Genomic DNA, 21,920 nt, shown 5'->3' on the forward strand with positions numbered 1-21,920 from the left:
TACCGTTATTCTTTATATAGAAGAAGGCGGAAATTTTGTTTAACATGGAGTTGGCTGATATATAGTACGTGAACTTAGTAGATGCGTTGTATAATCCTTGATAAAAATGCAGTATACGGAATACTACTTCAGTTAATGTGAAAGAAACCTGAGTGCAACCACTATACCTTACTCCTAGAAATCTGAAGAGTTCCTGCATTTGAAGCAATAGCGAAAGTTCTACACATTCTCCTCGAAAATCTTCGATAGAAATAGAGATTCCTGTGGAGAAAAACGACTTTTAACGCTATGATTAGAATAGATAAAACTTTCTTAGGAGAGTTTTAGCGTGGCGGCTTTCAAAAGGAGAGTGTGCCAAGCGTAAAGGGGGAAATGGGTTGGATATTTATCAGGAGTTTTCGGCTCGTAATATGATGGCTTGTTTAGATTCGGAGGCATTTTTGGACTATTTGCTTAGACAATGGACGTTACGTGGACGTCATCTAGATGTCTGCCAGGTCATTGATCATCCGAAATTCGAGGAAATCATAGAAAACTGCAAAGATGAAGATCGTTTTTCTGTATTTGTGGAACTATCACAACTATATCAAGGTGAAATTGCTTTGGCGAATACATATAATGATACGTTATTAGCCATCGTCTACGGAGAGGATTTCGACCCTCTTGATATGGAGTCGACAATCGATGTCAAAGGCGATTGGAAGTATCATCTGTGGTTTTATTATTTGAATAATGAAGGCTATATTCATGAAGCTTGGGAATTATTCGACACGGAAATCTATCCACTATGCACAAGTTTAAGTAACACGCGGACAGAGCATGTGCAAGCGGTATCGAGATACTTCGATGAAATATGTATTCTTATGCAGAAGACGAAGAATCCGGATGTATTGTACGGAGTAGATGACAAAACAGTACGTAACCTGAATGAACTCTTTTTGTTAATCATCCGTAATAATATTTTAATAGAAACTTCTAGTAAACAAAGCTTTTGCGAAAGTTTAGTGCATTTCATGCTAAATAAAAATATGCATCATCTCGGTGTAGAGTTTTATATTACATTTAAAGAATTTTTCAACTTGAATGATGCACTAACTATCATCAATTTATTAGGACTTTCGGAGTACGCGAATGACTATCATGCAGTAAATGTGATTTACGGTGATATTCAGACCGTGAAGAATCGCATCGAAAAATACAGAAGCGATATCGACGGTCATTTAGAAGAGATTTCAGAATACATCTTGCGTGTGAAACAATTGATTGAAGAAAATCATAGTGAGATGTTACAAGGGGATTCATTTATTAAAGAGAGTTTTGATTTTTTCTTTGATGAATGCGCGATCTATGAATCGGCTTCCTCGGATTTTTCCATGCTGTCATTCATTGAAAAAGATTACTTATTACGTAAACTACTCGATGCGGTGATTTGTTTCTTTAAAGAACAGAAGCAGTTAACGTCGAAAGCCGGCAATAAATTAGAGCCTGCTTTATCGATGTTGATCGACTATGAATTAGGTATCGAAGGTATGCGTTTGAGAAATCGAATCATTTCTCTCTCTCCATCACAAGGTATCGACTACAAAGAAACTGTGATTCAAGACGCATTGTCGCAGCTTCATGATTTTCTGACGGAGTTCTATTTGATAGAACTGTCGGAAGATGCAAAGGTAGTTCTTCAAAAGTTCGATATGAAGGTCATAGAATCTTATGATGAAACGAAAGCATTGGAATTGCTTAAAACAACGTATGCCGATTTACGACCAAGTGATTATTCGGTGAACCATAAGACATCGTACGGCTTTACACAGGAAGAGCAACAGCGCTTTGCAGAAGAAGATAATCGTGTGGATAAGCTATTGGTATGTGATGAAGTGAAGAAATTATTGTTGACTGCTGAATGGCAATGGCAAAACCATGTTCAATTCCTCGATACAAGTCGCTCGGAAGGCGAAGATCATACAGGTCAAGAGTACACGTATATCGTGGCAAATTACTTGAAAGCTGTTGAGGTTTTCTTATGCGATAAATTAGCAGACATCCAAGTAGAAAAACAAAATTTGCCGAGAATCGGGATTTATAAATTTGGCAAACCAAAAGATGTTGTAATCGGTGAAGAAGACTATCGCAATGACGTGACGATGGGCAACCTCTATCACTATATATTGGACTATGGCACGACGATCTTGAAGCCGTCTGCAGATAAGATGAAAGTGAAAGAATATTTGACACATTGGGCAGCCAATGTACGAAATTCTCACTTCCATAAAGATACGATTTTATCAATTGATGAAACGAAAAGTATTCGAAAAGATACGTTAGTCATACTCAAGCGACTACTCTCAGACTTCGAAGGATAAGTAACAAAACGAACCGTCTAGTATATACTAGTCGGTTCTTTCTTCGTGAAATCATGTATTTGCATGTATACCCCACGTGGTATATGATAGGAGTATAGAAACAATTCAACTTAGGGGGATGATGTAATTGGCTAAGAAAATCGTAGTAGTAGGTGGCGTTGCGGGTGGCGCGTCAACAGCGGCACGTATTCGACGCATGGATGAGCAAGCGGAGATTGTTATGTTCGAGAAAGGACCCCATGTATCGTTTTCAAACTGCTCGTTGCCATTTTATTTGAGTGGGATCGTTGAGGATAGTGAAAAGTTGGTGTTGATGGATCCAGTGGCGTTCAAGTCGAAATATAATATTGAAGCACGTGTGCAGCAAGAAGTACTGTCAATCAATCGTGAAGCAAAAACCGTTAGTATTTCAAATCTAATAACTGGCAAAACGTATGATGAAAGCTATGATTATCTAGTATTATCACCAGGTGCGAGTCCCATCGTTCCAAATTTAGAAGGTGTAGATTCTAAGCATGTATTTACTGTGCGTAACGTAGTTGATATTGAGCGCTTAAACGATTATGTTCAGACGAGGAAAGTAGAAAATATTGCAGTAATTGGTGGCGGCTTTATCGGTGTAGAAGTGGCGGAAAACTTAAAGCTAGCGGAACGAAATGTGTCTTTGATTGAATTTGCCAATCAAATTATGATGCCATTCGACTATGATATGGTACAAATCTTGCATAAAGAAATGATCGACAAAGGGGTAGAAGTGATTGTAGATGATGGCTTAGCTAGTATTACAGACACGCATGTCAAACTTAACTCTGGTCTAGAAATAGAAGCACAAGTCGTTGTTCTCGCAATCGGTGTACGTCCGGAAACAAAACTAGCGAAAGATGCAGGACTTACAATTGGCGAACTAGGTGGCATTAAAGTCGATGCTAACTACAGAACGAGTGATAAGTCCATCTATGCGGTTGGTGACGCGATTGAAGTCTATCACCAACTGTTGCATAAACCAACAAGACTAGCACTTGCTGGGCCGGCACAACGACAAGCACGTGCAGCTGCCGATCACATGTATGGCATTCCGCACCAAAACAAAGGTGTCATCGGTTCATCCAGTATCCAAATTTTCGACCTAGCCGCAGCGTCTACTGGGCTTAATGAAAAAATGGCTAAACAAGCCGGTATCCAGGCAGACAGTGTGTACATTATTGCACCCGATAAAGTTGGACTCATGCCAAACAGTAATCCATTACATTTCAAGTTAGTATTCGAAGTTCCAACTGGCAAAGTACTAGGTGCTCAAGCAATTGGTAAAGGCAACGCAGATAAACGCATCGATGTGATTGCTACACTAATTTCTATGGGTGGTACACTTGAAGACTTAAAAGAACTTGAGCTAACGTACTCACCGATGTACAGTACCGCAAAAGACGTCGTCAACCTAGCAGCACTCGTCGCATTAAATATTTTATACGGCCGATTTGAGCAAGTACATGTATCAGAAGTACGTGAACTAGTAGAACAAAACGCTTATATTGTAGACGTGCGCGAAGAGAACGAATTCGAAAACGGACATTTGTTAAATGCAGTAAACATTCCACTAAGCCAGTTACGTGAGCGCATGGAAGAAGTGCCAAGTGACGTACCGGTGTATGTACATTGCCGTTCTTCCCAACGTAGTTACAATGCGGTGATGGCACTGCAGAATAGTGGATTTAGTAATGTTGTGAATATTTCTGGTTCATTTTTAGGTATTTGTTTATATGAATATTATAATGATGTGGTTACTGGTAGAGATGCTATAGTTACGAAGTATAATTTTAAGTGAGATTAAATTCTTTAAGCCAAGCACGGTATTTACTAGGCTTGGTTTTTTGATATGTTGAATCTAGATGTGCGGGAATTATCTAATTGGAATAGTAAATAATTAGAGTTGCTTGTAATAGAAATGGTAAAAAACACGCAAAACCGATTCGCACTACGATTTTGCGTGTTCTTTTACTTTACTTCTATATAAGCATTTCTGATTGTAAGGTACTGCCCGTTTACTACGTCGATATACGTATCACCTTCAACAACATCGCTTATGATGAGATCCATCATATCTTGTCTGCTACTTTTGCTTATTTCGTAAAACCCTATATCACTCGTATTATCTATCATAAGTTTATGTTGACCTGCGGGTATATCTGTACCGACTTTGTATTGGCCTGCTTTATATATGCCATTTGCAGGTTTTACATCAGGTGCTGTTTCGGCTGGATACATTACGCCACCGTCTAATGTAAAGTATTCACCTTGCTGTAGCGTTACATACGTATGGGAATTTCCATCCAATGCGATGTTAAATACGATACTATCAGGATTTCCAGACTGGTCTTTTGTATTTTCAAGAAACGTTATTCCGTTAGAGTAGACGATATATTCACCGGGCACAATATCTTGTCCCACCTGATAGGTACCTGATTTATAGGATGTAGAAGGTGCAGGCTTTGATTGTTCTTGCGATTGCGGTGTCACAGGCTGCTGAGTAGGTATTTTCGTTGATGGATTCGCTAGATTTGGCGAATTAGTAGACTCTTCTTTCGCTGAAGCAGGTGATGATTGTTCATTAATATATTCATTTGTAGGTGATTTGCCCGATTGATCCGAGCCTTTTGTTTTTGGTTCGTCTTTAATCGTATCGTCTTGAAGTGCTGGTTCCACAACTTCTTCTATTGAGTTTTCAGGCGCTGACGTTTCAATTAATGTTGAATGGTCCTTTACGGTGACTGGCATAGGTTTATTGTTAACGATTGATACGATCAATGCTAATACTAAGACACCCACAACCGCTACACTCCACCATAGGATTTTCTTTTTGCTATGTTCCTTCATAGTAGTGCATACCTCACTTTTTCTATTGTACTTATATAATACATGATAGCTTGTGGAATAATCTACCTATTCGATTACAGGCAACCGATAGATTATATTAGATGTTGTATAAAAATAAGGGAGCAGTTGAAAGACTTTGAAATGTAATCATAATGAGTAACCTTAGAAACAGAAGTTTTTAGTCTAACTGAGGTAGTAATCAAGTGTACGCATATATGTTCAATTTTTTCGTATTGACTCAGACCACGATGACAATGGAAATTGAGTGTACAGTTATCCTCGCTATATTAGATGAGTTTAATTGTGTAATGGATTTGGATTTATGAATATCAATTTGTGATACACTATTTTCAGATAACTACTAACTAATTAAATGCCTGTATAAGAAATAGGGGGACAGAAAAGATGACAAAGACATTTTCCAATCAAAGCGCATTACCACAATTACCGATACCTGAATTGAACGATACGATGAATAAGTTATTAGCTGCGATTAAACCACTAGTTAGTGATACGCAATTCCGAGAAACTACACGAGCAGTGAAAGTTTTTTCCGAAGACAGTGGAGACGCGCAGAAGTTGCAGGAGAAGTTAATGGAATGGAACCAACATATGAAAGGTAGTTGGTTAAAGCCGTTTTGGGATAATCTATACTTACAAGCTAGAGCGCCCTTACATACAAGTAGTAATTTCAATATTATTGTAGACAATCAAGATTTTAAAAATCACTATAGCGTGGCTAAATTGGCTGGTAAAGTTAGCCGATCAGTCGCGGAATTGTACCAGGCTATTATTAGTGAAGAAATTGAGCCGGAGATGGTTAGGAATATCCCACTTGATATGAGCCAGTACCCAAATTTCTTTCGTTCCATTCGTATTCCGAAATTAGGTCGCGATGAACATTATGTGGCAAAACTTACAAATGGACCACTTCATATTTGTTTACTCTATAAAGGGAATATTTATAAACTACCAGTATCTGATGATAATAATATTATGTTAACTAGCGAGGCATTATCGAACACGATCGAGTCAATGTTTTTAGCAGAAGATACTACAGGACAGAACATTGGTATTTTGACAACAGCTGAAAGAAATCATGCGGCGGAAATATGTGAGCAATTACTAAATTCAAAAGTCCATGAAGAAAACCTTCAGTGTATTGCTGATTCACTCGTCGTAATTTCAATCGATGAAGAAAGTAAGACACCTAAGGAAGCGTTGAAAAATCTTTTTGTAAGTGGTAAGAATAAATGGTTCGATAAAACGTTCCAGATTGTTATTACAAAGACAGGTGAAATCGGCTATAGTATGGAACATACTGCGATTGACGGCACGACGAGTTTTGCGGTCATTCAGTATATTACTGAACAACTAGTGAAAAATGAACCCGAAACGATACGTATTACTGAAAAACCAATTATTAAAAAGTTGCAATGGGAACTTTCGGATGAATTGAAAGAAGAATTGATGAAACTGGAGAACATCAATAAATTAACTGTAGCAGATTATTATCTAGATATCCGTAATTTCGATACTTTTGGTACGGATGAGATGAAACGCTTAAAATTTAGTCCCGATTCTTTCTTTCATATGGCATTACAGGTAGCACAATATCGTACATTCGGTCATATGCGAAGTACGTATGAAGCGGTGTCGATGCGTAGTTTCAATGAAGGTAGAACGGAATGTTTACGTCCATCGAATGCGGAAAATTTAGCGCTAGCGAAGGCGATGGAAGAGGAGGAACGGGATCTGAACTATCTGTATGGCCTGATGCAACAAGCTAGTGCAGCACATTCGATCAATATGAGAGAAGCACAAAAAGGGTTTGGAGTAGAACGGCATGTTTACGGATTAGAAAAAATATTTGAGCTATATAAGGAAGAACTTGAAATAGGTGAAATGCCAAAGTTATTTACGGATCCAGGGTATGCACTGTTACGACATGATTATATTTCGACGAGCAATATGAGTAGTCCCTTAGTGAAGAGCTGTATTTTTGGACCAGTAGTAGAGGATGGTTATGGCATCTTCTACACTTTGTTGAATGATCGCGTGGGAGTTAATTTGTCTAGTTATAAGCGTAATGAGGCGAGTGCTAGGTTGCTGTCGGATCATTTATTTCAAGCGTTAGAAGAATTACGGGAGATCGCTTTACAAGAGATGTGATTAAAAGTTAAAAATGAGGGGTGAAAATGAATGGTATAACAGACTTTTTAAGAATAGATAAGAGCAATCCATTAAAATTAATGGTATACTTGCCAAGTAGATTTTACAAGCGAGTAGGTGAAAGACATGATAGAAGTGAAGATTTCTCCAATCAGTGGCGGAGAATTTAACAGGGGAGTATTCGCGAAATGCGATATTAAAAAAGGCACGCTATTACACGAAGCGCCAGTCATTTCCTATCCTAATGAAGAACACGAACATATCGAAAAAACCATTTTAGCTGACTATGCTTTTGAGTACGGCGCAAACCATACGGCTATGCTGCTAGGTTATGGAATGCTATTCAATCACTCGTATGAACCAAATGCTACATATGATATCAATTTTGATAAGCACACATTTGATTTTTATGCACACAAAGATATTAAAGCAGGCGAAGAGATTTTGATTAATTATAATGGTGAAGTAGACGATGACGAACAGCTATGGTTTAATAAAGATTATGATGGAACAGCTAACGATTAATAATCTTAGCCAAACTTCGATTCGCAATCTGAATCGAAGTGTTCTATCTTTTAGTAATTTGTCCTAGTAGCTCAGCTGGATAGAGCAACGCCCTCCTAAGGCGTAGGTCGGGGGTTCGAATCCCTTCTGGGACGTCATTTTCTATATATTAGGATGAGAAGAAAAAATAAAACCTTTACAAATGTTGTTAAAACAACGTTTATAAAGGTTTTTTATTTCTTTATAATAGTTTCATAGCGGTGGGAAGCTAAACAAACGGGGACTGTTGGGAGTCGGTTAAAAATAGTAGAACAACTTTTTAACGGAATAGAGTAATGCAATTGATGAGTAAATAATTTCGATTCCATATGTAATTGAATCATATATATCGAATTCGAGATAACTATAGTGTATAATAAATTTAATACTTAATGAAGAGGAGAGTTTTAACATGACAAAATGGAACGTAGATGCAGCTCACACAAATGTAGGTTTTTCAGTTAGACATATGATGGTTTCAAATGTAAAAGGTAGTTTCACTGGGATCGAAGGTTCTGTTACTGGAGATCTAGAGAATTTAACGGAAGCGAAAATTGAATTTAAAATTGATGTAAACACAATTAATACAAATAATGTAGACCGTGATAACCACTTGCGTTCAGATGACTTTTTCGCGGTAGAAACGTACCCGACTATTACATTTGATTCAACTGAAATTGTTAAAACAGGAGAAAACACGTATGATGTAACAGGGGATCTTATGATTAAAGGCGTTACGAAGAAAACTACATTTAAAGTAACCCGTACTGGATCTGGAAAAAATCCTTGGGGTGTAGAAGTCGTTGGTTTTGAAACGGAAACAAAGATTTCTAGAAAAGAATTTGGTCTAACTTGGAACCAAGCGTTAGAAACAGGTGGCGTATTAGTAGGCGACGATATTAAAATAACGGTAGAACTTCAAGTAAATCCAGCATAATCAATAGCTAATGGCGATTGCTCTATTGTATAGGAGATAATCGCCTCTTTAAATCTACAGTAAATACTTTACTAGTATTTAAAATACATAAAGTAAAGCTTCTCGCAATACATCTCATCTCTCTTGCGCGTATAATGGATACACTAGCTACACACAGGAGGAAATGTACATGGGCAAAGTAGAAATCATGACGCAGATGAAGAAAATGATAGAGAAAGATCCGAAACTAGCGATCAGCGAATGGCAAGGAACTTGTAACTATGTGGTGGGAGAACTTGTTTCATTAAAAACAACAGATTTAAATGAGATTAAAATAGAGGATATAGCCAAACCTGGAGAGAAACAAGTTGTGCCAGTGGAATTATTTGTAGCTTCAGCTGTAACTAGTTTCGGAATGACTTTTCATTTAGAAGCTCATAATGAAGGAGTGATCATCGATAAAGCAAAAATTATTTTCAGTGGAACATTTGATAAAGCCCCGTTTTTAGGGATTAAGAGTGGACATAGTGGTGTAACATCACCAATGATTGTCCTGTCCGCAGAGTCTGCTACGAACAAAGGGAAAGTTGCGGAAATTGCAGCTATCGCTATCGAGCGATCACCGGTACTGACAAGTCTAAAAGAACAAGTAACGTTGCATATTCAGTAACAATAATAAACCAAAGCCCCTCCAAATCGAGAGGGGCTTTGGTTTATGTCTATTTACTTCAAGCATAAAGAATGTCTCTGTTTATATGTCGCTAATGATTCCGCGGTGTTATGATCTTGTCTAGGAAACTAAAATCTCTTGTTACTCCTTATTTCCTGATCCGGAATAGTATATAACTTCATCTGTTTCTGTAGAATCTATCTTTTCTTTTGTAACTTCTTTTTCTTCTTCTTTCTGTGCATCTGTCGATAAGAAATCTTTTAGTGCTTCTCTATTTGTATACGCATCAATAGCTAAAACAGCACCAACATTTACACGTTCGTTAGTAAATGATCCTTCTACTGGAATACGCAGTGACTCTACTTCGTTGGATTTACCGCCTGCAAGCAAACCTTTACCAATAGTAAATAATGTTTTACTGTCAATATTCGTTTCTATATATGGTTCAATCACGCCCATTAACTTTGGTAAGTTTAGTAATGTATTGACGCTCATCGCTTGATCTTTTAGTTTGGATAACGCTTCTTGTTGACGCTCAACGCGGCCAAAATCACTATGAATGTCGTGTCTGAAACGGACATAACCAAGTAGTTGATCGCCGTTTAATGATTGTTCGCCTGCTTCTAGTGTCATGCCGATTCCGTGTGACATCTCATAAGGAATATTTACCTCAATACCATCGGGAGCGATGACATCAACAATTTTCGAGAAACCTTCAAAATTAACGATTGCATAATATTGTACATCTACATCAAAATTTTGCTTAATCGTTTGGCGTACTAACTCAGGACCACCAAGAGAATAGGCCGCGTTAATCTTCTGCATGCCGTAGTCTGGCACTTCTACATATGTATCTCGCATAAGTGAGGCAAGTTTCACTTTTTTTGTGTCTTGGTCATAATGTCCAATCATCAATACGTCTGAACGAGCACCATCTTCGTCGCCTCTTGCATCGTTACCAATGAGTAGGACGTTGATCTCTCCGAATTGTGCATCTGCTCCTTCAAACGGATTGAACTGACTGTTTTGATCGTAAATCGTACTGTTATCGCTTAGTCCTGTTTGGATTTCATTTGTAGCCTCATCATTTGCTAAAGAAACACCACTATTGTATTGGTATGCAAAGTATAGTCCGCTTGCTGCGACAAAAAACATGCACATCAGAAACAATGTTCGTTTGACACTTTTCTTTAGTTTTCTTTTTTTAATTTTTTTAGTCTCTCTTTTTTTCAATGTGCCACCTACTCATTTAATTATGAATTTTTCATTAATTCGCTAGAAGCGATTTGAACAGCGACTGCATCATCGAGATACCCAACTGCGAATAAATAGTCTGGTATAACATCGATAGGCACGATGAAATAAAGTAAAGCGCTGCCGATAATAGCGAGTTCGCGTGCATTGCCGTTTTGTGTTTTGAAGCGGTTAAATAGTTTTTTCATTTGATCAGCAAGCGGACCAACTCCGCCGGCAGACTCAAGTTTTTTAGTAAACTCATATACTACTCTTTGCTTACCTTCTGTTGTATGTACATAATCCTCATACTCTACTAATTGTGACTCTACTTGAGAGAGAGAAATATCAGCAGACAATAGCCCCGACGTATTCACTAACTGCTGAATTGTCTGATCATAAACGATTGTCGAATCATTTTCTGGATCTACAGAATAGCCAGAAGCCTGCAATAGTGTAGTTAATGGAATAGCAAGAACGGTTGAAAACTTCTCTAGATGATCGAGCGTCGCTTTCCTTTTGTCGTTGATGATGCGGGAAATTGTTGCGGTGTCGATATCGGTCAATTCGCTAAGTTTGCGCATCGATAATGAGTGCTCATCCAACGTCGTACGTAATAATTGCCCAATGGAATGACCGGAATGAACTTCTAACATAAGATGAACCCCCTTCGAAAAAAACAGGAGCCAACACATCCTGATTATTACCTCTTGCACTCTCAAAGATTTTATAGGTTCGTTGACAAATTGTCAACGTTTGTGATAAATAGTTTTTACTTGTCGAATAATATTTTATTATAAGCCTTGTTATTCAAAGTATATTCTACCATTACGGCCGTTCCATTCGTTAAAAGACGCATACTATAAAAGATTAGACAGCTTTTCTACCGCGTATTTGCATATAATTATAGGGAAAGAGAGGAAGGGATACAATGATAGAAATGGTAGCAAAATGTAGACTTCTAGTGGAAGACATTTATAACCGATACGATGCTAGTCACGATTTGGATCATATAGATCGTGTAATGAAAAATGCGGAGAAGATCTTACTGACAGAAACAGGAGCTGATAAACTAGTCGTTCGGCTAGCGGTCTTACTGCATGATGTAGAAGACGCAAAATATGAATCGGTCCACGACTTCACGATAAGAGGGATATTGAAAAAAATTGGTTCCTCTACTGAGTTAATCGAAATGGTTTTATCTGTCATAGAAAGCGTGTCATTTAACGGTGGTCACGCAAAAGATATTACGTCGATTGAAGGGGCGATTGTCCGAGATGCTGACCGACTGGACGCAATAGGGGCGATTGGAATCGCACGAACCTTTGCATTCGGTGGTGCGCGTGGAAGGAAGCTATACGACTTTGAAGAAGGCGCGCGAATGACTATGTCGGCTTCCGAATACCGATCAAAAGAAACCGCATCGGTCACTCATTTTCATGAGAAGTTATTGTTGTTAAAAGATTTAATGGTTACAAAGGAAGGAAAACGGCTCGCAAAAGAACGACACGACTTTATGGTAGCATTTTTACAACAGCTTAAAAATGAAATTGAATAAGCAATCCGGCTACGAAAGTCGAATGCCTATTCTGGACTGTGTTTGTTAAAAAGAGAAAACAAATGAACTTTTCAATCAAACAATATTCCTCATGCCTAGAATAAAGTGGCATGAGGATTTTTTCGTTGAATTATGGATTCATTTCTTCAACTGGTCCATTTCACTCAACAAATAATCAATCTGTGCTTGCATCTGTGTATTTGTATTCTCTTCCTCCTCTTCGGCTTCAAGCGCGAGGTACGCAGCAAGTGTAGTAATCGCTTGACCGAACAGGCTGATGGATTCGCCAAGTAAAGCGAGTTTCGCAATTTGTGTTTCATTGGGTGGGTTGTTTTGATTGGAGTTATCGCTCATGTGAAAACCTCCCAAACCTTTTAACCTATTTTATGAAGAAATGTGGAAATTGGTACTGCACGCATGATGAGTTAGGTTGCTAGCATAGAAATAGTACTAATAAAAAGGAGTGTGTTGAATGTGTATAACGAAATAGAAAACCGTATGATCATAGTTTTTGGTGAAGGTGCAGTGAAAGTAACTCCAGATACAGTCCATATTGTTTTGACTGTACAAACAAGAGGGATGGAGTTACAGGAAATTCAGCAAGAAAATGCACAGAATATGCATAAAGTCATCGGTTCACTAGTCGAGTTAGGTATTCCAGAGCCCGCTATTCAAACGATTGACTATCAAATTCGTCCAGTCAATGATTACATCAACGGCGAACAAGTTTTTCGTGGGTATGAAGTCGTCAATACAATCAGGATTACAAGCAATGAACTTTCAAAAGTGGGTGAGATTGTAGATACAGCTGTGAAAAACGGTGTAAATCAAATCGGCTCGATTGATTTTACTGTACAAAATTCAGACGAGTTCTATCAAAAAGCATTAACTCTAGCTTTACATGATGCAGAAACGAAGATGGTGACCATTGGTTCTTCATTGAAACTAGCAAACCGACCGCTAGTAATGAAAGTGGAGGAACAACATACATCACAGCCTGTTGCGTTCCGTGCTATGGCGATGGCTGACACCGTGACTCCTATTGAGTCCGGCACATTAACGATAAGTGCAAGTTTGCTAGTAAAATACCGAATCGTTTAAGTCTAGTGTAGCGTTTCATCGTCTGCTACTATGAGAGAAAGCTTTCGAAAGAGGTGGGCGTGTATGGACGTACGGTTTATCATTAACGAACAAGCGGGAGAGGGGAAGGGGCTAGTTGTGTGGAAAGAATTAAGAGCCCACTCTTATCCCCATGAATTCACGTGTTTCCGCGGACATGCTACAGAATTAGCTAGACGAGCTGCGCAACAGCACACCAATCCACTGCTGCTAATCATAATCGGTGGCGACGGCACAATTCATGAAGTGTTGAATGGAATAGTAGGCTGTACTCATGTGACGGTAGGTGTTGTGAAGGCAGGTTCTGGCAATGACTTTGCACGGGGTGTTTCTACTTTTCGCAGTCTAGCGGATATCGAGTCTTATATAGAAGAAACGTCCGTAAAACGAAAGAAAGTGGATTTAGGTTATGTGCAACTGTCCGATCAACCAACTCTCTATTTTGCAGGTAGCTGCGGATTTGGGTTAGATGCTGAGATATCATTGGCGGTTAGTCAATCGAAATTGAAGAAAACATTGAATAAATGGAAGCTTGGCAGTCTAGTGTATGTATTGACCGTTGTGCGTTCATTGCTGCTTTTCAAACCTTTTGACGCGACTATCAAAATCGGTAATGAGGAGAGAGTTTTTAAAGATTGTTGGTTGATCACTGTCAGCAATCAAAAATATTTTGGTGGAGGTATGAAGATATCACCACATTCCGTGAACAATGATGGAAAATTCGAATTGACGGTAGTACATTCAATTCCGGTGATTAAGTTCTTGTTCGTTTTTTTACTAGTATTTACGGGTGGACACACACGATTTAAGGGTGTGTCTGCGTACAAGGGTAAAAAGTTCGTCATCGATGCCGCTCGGGAAGTGGGTTGTCATACGGATGGTGAATATATAGGGACGACGAAGATTCATCAATCGGTTGTTTGTGCGGTCGATTTGAGGAAGTTTTTTGTGGCGGACTTTGATTGATACGAACGGTTGATTTTTAAAGGTGAAGTGCAATGAAGGTGACAATGGCTGATGTAGCAAAAAAAAGCGGGCGTCTCCAAAAGTACTGTTTCACAATTTATCAATAAACGATACGAGTACATGGCTGAAACAACCCAAGTGAAAATACAGGAGTCTATAGAAGAACTAGGATATATTCCGAACAACATGGCGAGAAGTTTAAAAAGAAAAGAGTCGAATACGATAGGCATTATTGTGGCAAATATTTTGCTTACGTTCTCTACTGAAATCATTCGAGCTAATGATATTCCCGTGTCATTTGATCCGAATATCCGTTTGAAGTTATGGACGATTGAAGAATCGAGAAAAGCATATGGTGGCGGTTTTATGGCTAATCTGGCGTCTAATCCACTGCTTTTAGCGCTATTTGTGTTGTAGAATAATTAGATAGTAATTAGGAATATCCAGAACTGGAAACTCTTTTACCTGCTATGCTATAGTATTACCGAACAGGCAGGTGAATGGCGTTGCAGAAAAAACGCAGACCAGTGATAAAAAAAGGAAATGTAATCGTCTTTCCTGGAACGATGGAACGACTGCATCGAAAAGGTAAAGAAGCGATGGAGCGAGATCTCCATGATGAAGCGATTGAGCATTTTGAGGCGATCTTAGATATTAATCCTAAAGATACGTCTGTATTGGATTTACTCGCAATTTCCTTATATGAGATGAAGGAGTATAAACGCGCAAAAGAATTTGCGCTTCTTTCGATGCGAAATCAATCAGGTAATTATATAGAAATTTTGGAGTTGTATTTATCCATCTCCATTCAATTGCAACAATATGAAGAAGTCGAACTGACGATTCAGGGATTGATGGAAAAAGAAATGATTCCAGAACATAGTCTTCAGAAATTCCGGTATTTGCGGGAACTAAACGGCAGATTATCCAAACGTTATATAGAAGACTCAGCATATACTGAAGAACCAATAATTAAGATAGAAGAGTTCGTGCAGCTGTCGCCTCATGAACAACAGGATTTCCTGCTGTCGTTACAAAACCAAAAATTGGAGCCTTATATACGATTGCTTGAAGAAATTGTTCAGTTCGAAGAGAATTTGCCGATTGTCAAGACGTATGCGCTTCTTTTATTGCAAGAAGGTGGTTCGGATGAGCCAGTCCATATAAGAAAATATCATTTTGAAACAGAGACGAAGCCCACTAGACTGATCTCGCCTGAAAATGATCAATTCATAGACGAAGTACAATTCATAGCTCGATCGCGTTTTGAAAAAGATCCAACAGCTAGTGAACTAGTCGTTAATCTAATCTTGAAGTACAGTGTCTTACTATTTCCATTCCACTGGGGACCCTATACGGCGGAGGAAGTAGCGGAAGCATATATAGCGTATGCGAAGCAATTACTCTACGGTAAAATAGTTGATGAAACCGCACTGCTGCAGTTCGTACGTTCGGTCGATGAGGAAATGGATAGCTGATAAGGAAAAAATCTTGAAAGATGATTAGACTATGTTATACTAAAATGGTTGTCAACTGTTTATCTGTCTACAGCCCCGTTATCATGCATCGGACGGTAACGAAAAATAGCTGAATTCAGGTAAAGCCTTCGATAGATGCAGAAGACTTTTTCAAGTAGTACCGATAAAGTGTGAAAGCAAGTAGGCGAAGGTATAATTGATTAAAATAAACGAGTACTAGTTGTTTAAATGATTTGGAGGTCATACATATGACAGTTAAATGGGAAAAATTAGAAGGTAGTCAAGGGAAACTTACATTTGAAGTTTCTGTAGAACGTTTCAACGAAGCAGTAGATCAAGCGTTCAAAAAAGTTGTAAAGAAAGTACAGGCACCAGGTTTCCGTAAAGGGAAAATGCCACGCAAGATGTTCGACAAAATGTACGGTGAAGAATCACTTTACAACGATGCGATTGATATTGTACTTCCAGAAGCTTACTCTGCAGCAGTTGACGAAGCTGACGTAGAGCCAATCGCAGCACCTGAAATCGACATCGAAAAGCTAGAAAAAGGCGAGCCGGTTGTATTCACAGCAGTTATCGCTTTAAAGCCAGAAGTAAAATTAGGCGAATACAAAGGTCTTGAAGTAACTCGTCAGTCTACAGAAGTAACTGAAGAAGAAATTGACGCTCAACTAGAACAACGCCGTGAAAGTCTTGCGGAAATGGTTGTTAAAGAAGATGGCGCTGCTGAAGAAGGCGACACAGCTACAATCGATTTTGAAGGATTCGCTGATGGTGAAGCATTCGAAGGTGGGAAATCAGAAGGTTATGATCTTGAAATCGGTTCTGGATCATTCATCCCTGGGTTTGAAGAGCAAGTAGTTGGTATGAAAGCGGGAGAAGAGAAAGAAATCGAAATCACTTTCCCTGAAGAATACCATGCAGCTGAATTAGCTGGAAAACCTGCTACATTCAAAGTGAAAGTTCACGAAATCAAATTTAAAGAAGTTCCAGCACTTGACGATGAGCTGGCTAAAGAACTTGACGAGAGTGTTTCTTCAGTTGAAGAACTACGCACGAAGTTGAAAGAAGAAGCTGAAGCAGTGAAGAAGAATGATTCTGAAACAGCTCTTCGTGACGACCTAGTAGAACAAGCAGCTAGCAACGCTGAAATGGAAATTCCACAAGCGATGATCGATTCTGAAATGATGCAAGATTTTGAACAGCGTCTACAAATGCAAGGCATGAACCTTGAACTGTACTTCCAATTCTCAGGTCAAGACGAAGCAACTCTTCGCGACCAAATGAAAGACGATGCGTTAAGCCGCGTTCGCGTTTCATTAACACTTGAAGCAATCGGTGCTGCAGAAAACGTTGAAGTAACAGAAGAAGAAATCAATGCAGAACTTGAGAAAATGTCAGAGCAATTTGGTATGGAAATTGAGCAAATCAAGACAACTCTTGGCGGCACATCTGTACTTGAAAATGACCTGCGTTTCAACAAGACAGTTCAATTGCTTGTAGATAGCGCAAAAGTTACTAACTAATTTCTCAATAATAGATGAAACAAGGTACGGTTTACCCGTGCCTTGTTTTTCTTAAAAAGCTTACGTGTATAGTCATTGGAAAACTCCACAGACTAAAATGTAAAGCGCATACATATTTTAGCGTCAAGTTCTAAATAGTTGATAAAGTCATGGTAATCTTGTAGTATATTCACTTGAATAGGGGTGAGCATAATGTTCAAATTTAATGATGAAAACGATAACCTAAGCTGTTCTTTTTGTGGAAAATCACAAGATCAAGTCCGCAAATTAGTAGCAGGTCAAGGTGTATATATTTGTGATGAATGCGTTGAACTTTGTGCGGAAATCGTTGAAGAAGAAGTCGGGCTAGAAGAAGGCTTTGAATTGAAAGATGTTCCGAAACCAAGAGAAATCCAAAGCATCCTCGATGAATATATCATCGGACAAGATCGTGCAAAGAAATCACTCGCTGTAGCTGTCTATAATCACTATAAACGTGTAAATTCAGGCAGTAAAATTGATGATGTAGAGTTGGCAAAATCGAATATCGTCTTGATTGGGCCAACTGGTAGTGGTAAAACATTACTAGCACAAACGCTCGCTAGAATACTGGACGTTCCTTTCGCAATTGCAGATGCGACTTCTCTAACTGAAGCTGGTTATGTTGGGGAAGACGTTGAAAATATTCTCTTGAAATTGATTCAAGCAGCTGACTTCGATATTGAAAAAGCTGAAAAAGGAATTATTTACATCGACGAAATTGATAAGGTAGCTCGTAAGTCTGAGAATGCGTCAATCACACGCGATGTATCGGGTGAAGGTGTTCAACAAGCATTGCTGAAAATCTTGGAAGGAACAGTTGCTAGCGTGCCACCACAAGGCGGACGTAAGCATCCTCACCAAGAGTTCTTACAAATCGATACGACAAATATCTTGTTCGTTGTCGGTGGAGCATTTGACGGCATTGAAGACATCGTTAAGCGTCGTATTGGGCGCAAGGTTATCGGTTTCGGCACAGATCCTAACAAAGAGATTGATGAAAATGAAAGTCTGTTGTCTAAATTGATTCCAGAAGACCTCCAAGCATTCGGCTTGATTCCGGAGTTTATCGGTCGTTTACCTGTTATTGCTACTTTAGATTCGTTAGATGTCGATACTCTGTATCAAATACTAACAGTACCTAAAAACGCGATCGTTAAACAATACCAAAAGATGGTCGAACTTGATGATGTAGCTCTTCGATTTGAAGAAGATGCATTACTCGAAATCGCAAAAGAAGCAATAGCGCGTAAGACGGGTGCTCGTGGATTGCGTTCAATTATTGAGAACATCATGTTAGATGTTATGTACGAATTACCATCACTTGAAGAAGTGAAGGAATGTATCATTACGAAGGATTCAGTCCTCGGTAAAGCAACTCCTATTCTTTATAAAGAAGATGGAACCGTATATGATAACGACAAAGAAAAAAATACCGCATAACGCCGAAAAGGCAAAAAAGCCGGCTCTACCGATGCGTAATTCCACGCTAGGCAGTCGGCTTTTTTCTTACATATGATTGCATTAGTATTCAGTCAATACATACATAACTTACTGGAGGTGGCTTGCAATGCCGAGTATTCAAAAAAATAACATACCTTTATTGCCACTCCGCGGAGTGATTGTTTATCCGACAATGGTTTTACATATTGATGTTGGCAGAGAACGTTCGATTTACGCGCTCGAACAAGCTGTATCTGAAGATCACCAAGTATTTTTAGCGATGCAGATTGATCTTAGTTTAGAAAATCCTGAGATGGAAGATTTACATCGTATCGGGACATTAGCTACGATTAAATCGATGACACAACTTCCTAATGGTACATATCGCGTCTTAATAGAGGGTTTACATCGTGCAGAATGGATTTCGTATGAAGAGGCGGATCTTTTTCCAGTGGTTAATATCGTTGGATACGAAGAGAATCAGGAAAAAGATGCGGAAACTGAAGCGTTGATGCGGATGTTGCTTGAACAATTTAAACGCTATGCGAAGAATAGTAAGCGTATATCTGACGAAACGTTGCAAACAGCAGCAGAAATCCCTGATGCCGGACGTTTAGCTGATATGATTGCATCTAATCTTCCGTTGAAATTATCGGCGAAACAAGAAATTCTGGAGATGACAGATGTTCAGAAACGTTTAGATTGGTTAATTACTCGTATGTATAACGAACAGGAAATTATGGAACTCGAACAAAAGATCAATGAGCGAGTGAAGGAAGCAATGGAGCGCACGCAGAAAGAATTTTATTTGCGTGAACAACTAAAAGCAATCCAGACAGAGCTTGGCGATAAAGATGGTAAAGGGCTTGAAGTGGCAGAACTGAAGAAGAGAATTGAAGAAGCCAAAATGCCTGAAAGTGTTAAAGAAGCTGCAGAGCATGAGTTGGAACGTTTTGAAAAGATTCCAGTTATTTCTGCGGAAAGTGGGATTATCCGTACCTATATTGAATGGCTCATCACGTTACCATGGTCTAATGCAACTGTAGACCAGTTGGACTTATCTAGGTCAGAAGCAATTTTAGATCGTGATCATGAAGGACTAGAAAATGTCAAAGAGCGGATTTTGGAGTTTTTAGCAGTGCGTCAGATGACCAATTCATTGCGTGGACCGATTCTTTGTTTGGATGGACCGCCGGGAGTCGGAAAAACGTCATTGGCACGTTCGATTGCAGAATCACTTGGTCGCAAGTTTGTGCGTATTTCGCTTGGTGGTGTGCGTGATGAAGCTGAAATTCGTGGCCATCGCCGCACATATGTAGGTGCGATGCCAGGCCGTATTATACAAAGTATGAAAACAGCGGGCACGATCAATCCGGTGTTCTTACTAGATGAAATCGATAAAATGTCCAACGATTTCCGTGGAGATCCATCTTCCGCAATGCTGGAAGTATTAGATCCAGAGCAAAATAGTACATTCAGCGACCATTACATTGAAGAACCGTATGATTTATCCAATGTTCTTTTCATTGCAACGTCGAATGACCTAGGTGCGATTCCAGGACCGTTACGCGACCGTATGGAAGTCATTTCGATTCCTGGATATACGGAACAGGAGAAACAGTCGATTGCACTTCGTCACTTAATTCCGAAACAATTGAAAGAGCATGGATTGACGAAGTCTCAAGTGCGCTTCAAAGAGCAAGCTGTATTAGATCTCGTGCGTTATTATACGCGTGAAGCTGGCGTTCGTTCATTGGAGCGTCAAGTGGCAAGTATTTGCCGTAAAGCTGCACGTCAAATCCTTGCTAAAGATAAGAAAAGTCTGACGGTGAGCTCGAAAACATTGGAATCGTTGCTTGGTAAAAAGCGCTTCCGATTTGGACAAGCTGAAACAGTCAACCAAGTCGGGATGGCTACAGGACTTGCGTATACAGCGGTTGGTGGAGATACACTTCAAATCGAGGTTTCTTTATCACCGGGTAAAGGAAAGTTATTGCTGACTGGAAAACTCGGGGATGTCATGAAGGAATCTGCTCAAACCGCATTATCGTATGTGCGTTCAAAAGCCGTGCAGTTTGACATTGATCCTACGTTCCATGAAAAATGGGATATCCATATTCACGTTCCTGAAGGGGCTACACCAAAAGATGGACCTTCTGCGGGGATTACCATCGTTACTGCATTAGTTTCCGCGTTGACGGAACGACCAGTGCGCCGTGAAGTCGGTATGACAGGGGAAGTGACATTGCGCGGGCGTGTGTTGCCCATAGGTGGTCTGAAGCAGAAGACGCTTAGTGCCCATCGTGCAGGCTTACGTACAATCATTATTCCGAGTGACAATGAACGTGATCTAGATGATATACCAGAAAGTGTACGCGAAGAACTAACATTTAAACTCGTGTCGGATGCTCATGAAGTACTCGATATCGCTTTGGAGGAAAAGAAATGAAAGTCCATAATGTAGAAATGATTATGAGTGCAGTTAGACCCGAACAATATCCAACAGAAGGCTATCCGGAATTTGCGTTAGCTGGGCGTTCGAATGTCGGAAAATCTTCATTCATTAATAAGATGATTGGTCGCAAAAGTTTGGCGCGCACGTCATCTAAACCAGGAAAAACTCAAACGTTGAACTTTTATAAAATTGAAGAACAACTATTTTTTGTCGATGTCCCAGGTTACGGCTATGCGAAAGTCTCGAAATCAGAACGTGAAACTTGGGGTGGAATGATTGAGCGTTATATAACTGGACGTGAAGAGTTACGTGCGGTCATTCAAATTGTCGATCTACGCCATCCACCATCCCAAGATGACTGCATGATGTATGATTTCTTGACACATTACAATATTCCGACAATTGTTATTGCGACTAAAGCGGATAAAATTCCAAAAGGGAAATGGGAAAAGCATAAGAAAATTGTGCGTACTACGTTGAATATGCAAAAACACCATCCACTAATCGTTTTTTCATCTGAATTAGGATTAGGTATGGAAGAAGCTTGGCGTGAAATTGAAAGTCGTATGTAACTTACTATACATCTAAGACA

The 21,920-nt window shown here is 39.2% G+C and carries 18 protein-coding genes, 1 tRNA gene and 1 pseudogene; 16 read left to right on the forward strand and 4 right to left on the reverse strand.

Annotation, left to right across the window (positions count from 1 at the left end; translation table 11 throughout):
- Positions 1-377 precede the first annotated feature (377 nt).
- Entirely contained in the window at positions 378-2,360 is a 1,983-nt protein-coding gene (locus ORD22_RS07875; RefSeq protein ID WP_317645373.1) for a hypothetical protein, read from the forward strand.
- A gap of 127 nt (positions 2,361-2,487) precedes the next feature.
- A complete protein-coding gene (locus ORD22_RS07880; RefSeq protein WP_317645374.1) occupies positions 2,488-4,182 on the forward strand; it encodes an FAD-dependent oxidoreductase in 1,695 nt (564 codons plus the stop codon).
- Between the two features lie 170 nt (positions 4,183-4,352).
- Here the strand turns inward: ORD22_RS07880 and ORD22_RS07885 are convergent, their stop codons facing one another.
- Positions 4,353-5,231, reverse strand: coding sequence for a hypothetical protein (locus ORD22_RS07885; RefSeq protein WP_317645375.1), 879 nt, complete (start codon positions 5,229-5,231; stop codon positions 4,353-4,355).
- 405 nt (positions 5,232-5,636) lie between these two features.
- Here ORD22_RS07885 and ORD22_RS07890 point away from each other — a divergent pair, with 405 nt between their 5' ends.
- The 5 genes from ORD22_RS07890 to ORD22_RS07910 all read left to right on the forward strand — a co-directional run bounded on the left by ORD22_RS07890 (position 5,637) and on the right by ORD22_RS07910 (position 9,532).
- Positions 5,637-7,403: a choline/carnitine O-acyltransferase gene (locus ORD22_RS07890; protein ID WP_317645376.1), complete on the forward strand. Its 1,767-nt coding sequence runs from the start codon at positions 5,637-5,639 to the stop codon at positions 7,401-7,403.
- Between the two features lie 126 nt (positions 7,404-7,529).
- Entirely contained in the window at positions 7,530-7,928 is a 399-nt protein-coding gene (locus ORD22_RS07895; RefSeq protein ID WP_317645377.1) for an SET domain-containing protein, read from the forward strand.
- Positions 7,929-7,988: 60 nt separating this feature from the next.
- A tRNA-Arg gene (locus tag ORD22_RS07900) sits at positions 7,989-8,062 on the forward strand.
- 296 nt (positions 8,063-8,358) lie between these two features.
- Positions 8,359-8,883, forward strand: coding sequence for a YceI family protein (locus tag ORD22_RS07905; RefSeq protein ID WP_317645378.1), 525 nt, complete (start codon positions 8,359-8,361; stop codon positions 8,881-8,883).
- 169 nt (positions 8,884-9,052) lie between these two features.
- A complete protein-coding gene (locus tag ORD22_RS07910; RefSeq protein ID WP_317645379.1) occupies positions 9,053-9,532 on the forward strand; it encodes an OsmC family protein in 480 nt (159 codons plus the stop codon).
- A 141-nt stretch (positions 9,533-9,673) separates the two neighbouring features.
- Here ORD22_RS07910 and ORD22_RS07915 read toward each other — a convergent pair whose 3' ends face one another.
- On the reverse strand, positions 9,674-10,693 hold the full coding sequence (locus ORD22_RS07915) for an LCP family protein (RefSeq protein ID WP_317645381.1): 1,020 nt from the start codon (positions 10,691-10,693) through the stop codon (positions 9,674-9,676).
- 92 nt (positions 10,694-10,785) lie between these two features.
- Positions 10,786-11,421 (reverse strand): DUF1232 domain-containing protein, encoded by a 636-nt coding sequence (locus ORD22_RS07920; protein ID WP_317645382.1) that lies wholly within the window; start codon positions 11,419-11,421, stop codon positions 10,786-10,788.
- Between the two features lie 275 nt (positions 11,422-11,696).
- Here ORD22_RS07920 and ORD22_RS07925 point away from each other — a divergent pair, with 275 nt between their 5' ends.
- A complete protein-coding gene (locus tag ORD22_RS07925) occupies positions 11,697-12,323 on the forward strand; it encodes an HD domain-containing protein (RefSeq protein WP_317645383.1) in 627 nt (208 codons plus the stop codon).
- 138 nt (positions 12,324-12,461) lie between these two features.
- Here ORD22_RS07925 and ORD22_RS07930 read toward each other — a convergent pair whose 3' ends face one another.
- Positions 12,462-12,677 (reverse strand): hypothetical protein, encoded by a 216-nt coding sequence (locus tag ORD22_RS07930; RefSeq protein WP_317645384.1) that lies wholly within the window; start codon positions 12,675-12,677, stop codon positions 12,462-12,464.
- 120 nt (positions 12,678-12,797) lie between these two features.
- On the opposite strand from ORD22_RS07930, the gene ORD22_RS07935 reads away from it, so the two are divergent.
- The 8 genes and pseudogenes from ORD22_RS07935 (at position 12,798) to yihA (ending at position 21,900) form a co-directional block, all read left to right on the forward strand.
- On the forward strand, positions 12,798-13,424 hold the full coding sequence (locus ORD22_RS07935) for an SIMPL domain-containing protein (protein WP_317645385.1): 627 nt from the start codon (positions 12,798-12,800) through the stop codon (positions 13,422-13,424).
- Between the two features lie 63 nt (positions 13,425-13,487).
- Entirely contained in the window at positions 13,488-14,408 is a 921-nt protein-coding gene (locus ORD22_RS07940) for a diacylglycerol/lipid kinase family protein (protein ID WP_317645386.1), read from the forward strand.
- Between the two features lie 32 nt (positions 14,409-14,440).
- Positions 14,441-14,687 (forward strand): annotated as a pseudogene (locus ORD22_RS07945) (LacI family DNA-binding transcriptional regulator); the annotation flags it as partial.
- A gap of 248 nt (positions 14,688-14,935) precedes the next feature.
- On the forward strand, positions 14,936-15,886 hold the full coding sequence (locus tag ORD22_RS07950; protein WP_317645387.1) for a tetratricopeptide repeat protein: 951 nt from the start codon (positions 14,936-14,938) through the stop codon (positions 15,884-15,886).
- A gap of 248 nt (positions 15,887-16,134) precedes the next feature.
- Positions 16,135-17,412, forward strand: coding sequence for a trigger factor (gene tig, locus ORD22_RS07955; RefSeq protein WP_317645388.1), 1,278 nt, complete (start codon positions 16,135-16,137; stop codon positions 17,410-17,412).
- Between the two features lie 192 nt (positions 17,413-17,604).
- The gene (gene clpX, locus ORD22_RS07960) at positions 17,605-18,873 is read left to right on the forward strand and encodes an ATP-dependent protease ATP-binding subunit ClpX (RefSeq protein ID WP_317645389.1); all 1,269 of its coding nucleotides are present in this window, start codon (positions 17,605-17,607) and stop codon (positions 18,871-18,873) included.
- Between the two features lie 127 nt (positions 18,874-19,000).
- The gene (gene lon, locus ORD22_RS07965) at positions 19,001-21,322 is read left to right on the forward strand and encodes an endopeptidase La (protein WP_317645390.1); all 2,322 of its coding nucleotides are present in this window, start codon (positions 19,001-19,003) and stop codon (positions 21,320-21,322) included.
- Entirely contained in the window at positions 21,319-21,900 is a 582-nt protein-coding gene (gene yihA / locus ORD22_RS07970; RefSeq protein WP_317645391.1) for a ribosome biogenesis GTP-binding protein YihA/YsxC, read from the forward strand. The genes lon and yihA overlap by 4 nt, the downstream gene beginning before the upstream one ends.
- Positions 21,901-21,920: the final 20 nt, after the last annotated feature.

Source organism: Sporosarcina sp. GW1-11, assembly GCF_033088395.1.
In the GTDB taxonomy this organism is placed as follows: domain Bacteria; phylum Bacillota; class Bacilli; order Bacillales_A; family Planococcaceae; genus Sporosarcina.